This window comes from Lamprobacter sp. (genome assembly GCF_034860625.1).
Lineage (GTDB): Bacteria > Pseudomonadota > Gammaproteobacteria > Chromatiales > Chromatiaceae > Lamprobacter.
Genome location: NZ_JAYESN010000519.1, coordinates 1 through 1,362, shown reverse-complemented (window position 1 = coordinate 1,362; position 1,362 = coordinate 1). Strand labels below are relative to the sequence as shown.

The following is a 1,362-nucleotide window of genomic DNA, read 5'->3' as shown; positions in this document are numbered from 1 at the left end:
AGGGATGCCACCGCCATGACCCATCCCGCCAGACATTATCGCGGCGAGCGCCTGAGCAGCCTGCTCAGCCCGCTGGCCTACGATGCCGAGGCCAAGCTCTTCCTGCATGATGACGAGAGCCTCGGCTTCGGCTTTCTCTGTACCCCCTTATCCGGCCTCGAGGAGAGCACCGCCGAGCGCCTGTTGGTGCTCCTGAACCAGGACTGGCCGCCCGGCACCCTGATCCAGGTCGGCCTCTGGGCGAGCCCGGATATTGATGCCGCCCTGGCTCGGATGCTCGGCTTGCGACTGGACAGCCCGACCCCGGTGTTGCGCGAGGCGACCCGTCAGCGTGTCGAGTTCCTGCGCCAGGGTGTCGAGCAACCGCTGGTCCCCGGCACGGCACTGCGCGTGCGCGATCTGCTGCTGTTCATCAGCGTCAAGCTGCCATTGGCCTCCGGGCTGCCGGAGCCGGCCGAGCGCACCGCGGCGATCGAGCGCCGCGAGGCCAGCGAGCAGGTCCTGGCCACCGCCGGGCTGCAGCCGCGTCCTTTATCCTCCGATGACTTCGTTCGCCTGCTCGGCACGCTGCTCAACTGGGGCGCAGAGGCCGGTTGGCGGGCTCGCCTGATCCCCGAGTGCGACCCGTACCGGCTGATCCGCGAGCAACTGCTCGATCCCACCCATGCGCTGGAGGTCGATGCCGAGGGATTGACGCTCGGCGAGACGCGGGTGCAGGTGCTCTCCTGCAAACGCTATCCCGACCGAGTCGGCTTCGGCGTCGCGGCGCGTTATCTCGGTGATCCGCTGTCTGGAACCCGCGGTATCGGTCACAACGCCTTGCTGACCATGACGCTGCATGTGCCGGATCAGGAGTCGCTGCGCGCGCGGCTCAAGGCGCAGCGCCAATGGGCGACCAACACCGCTTATGGCCCGTTGGCCAAGTTCCTGCCTGAGTTGATCAGTCGCAAGCACGGCTTCGATGTGCTGTTCAGCGCCTTGGAGCAGGGCGACCGGCCGTTACAGGCCCATCTGAGCCTGGTCCTGTTCAGCCCCAAGGAGGACGCCCAGGCGGTGCGCTCCAATGCCATCACCTATTGGCGCGAGCTGGGCTTTCAGCTGATGCCGGATCGGTACTTTGCGCTGCCGCTGTTTCTCAACAGCTTGCCGTTCGGTGCCGAGCGCAAGGCGATTCGCGACATGATGCGCTATCGGACCCTGGCGGCACGGCATGCGGTGGCGCTGTTGCCGGTGTTTGGTGACTGGAAGGGCACCGGCACGCCGGTGATCCAGCTGCTCTCGCGCAACGGCCAGCTGATGGACCTGTCGCTGTTCGACTCGCAGAGCAACTACAACGCCGTGATTGCGGCCAGCTCTGGGGCC

At 66.7% G+C, this 1,362-nt stretch carries 1 protein-coding gene; it reads left to right on the top strand.

The window, feature by feature from the left end:
• Positions 1 to 15 precede the first annotated feature (15 nt).
• Positions 16 to 1,362 (top strand): TraC family protein (locus VBE63_RS29410; protein WP_323686516.1); only part of this gene is annotated, 1,347 nt, incomplete at its 3' end.